This window comes from Stenotrophomonas sp. SrG, assembly GCF_050031795.1.
Lineage (GTDB): Bacteria > Pseudomonadota > Gammaproteobacteria > Xanthomonadales > Xanthomonadaceae > Stenotrophomonas > Stenotrophomonas rhizophila_A.
In genome coordinates, this window is record NZ_JBNBBE010001365.1 from 1 (window position 1) to 235 (window position 235).

A 235-nucleotide genomic window follows, 5' to 3' on the forward strand; every position below is an offset into this window, starting at 1 on the left:
GACGAAGACCGCGCTGGCCATGCAGCTGTTCGGCAAGTCCGGTGCCGAGTTCCGGGAGTTCCTGTGCTTGGGCGCGGATGGGCTCCGCACCATGGAGGAGCGTGCCCGGGCGCTGGGGATCGTGATCGATGCCGACACGGCAGGCGCCGCGGCGGAGTTCAACGACCGTGTGGAAGACCTACGCGCGGCAACGCAGGGCTGGTTCACCCAGCTGGCAGCCGAGCTACTGCCGACC

1 protein-coding gene is annotated in these 235 nt (G+C 68.9%); it reads left to right on the forward strand.

The window, feature by feature from the left end:
* A partial coding sequence (locus ACQG3P_RS23865) for a hypothetical protein (RefSeq protein ID WP_426806436.1) occupies positions 1-235 on the forward strand: 235 nt, incomplete at both ends.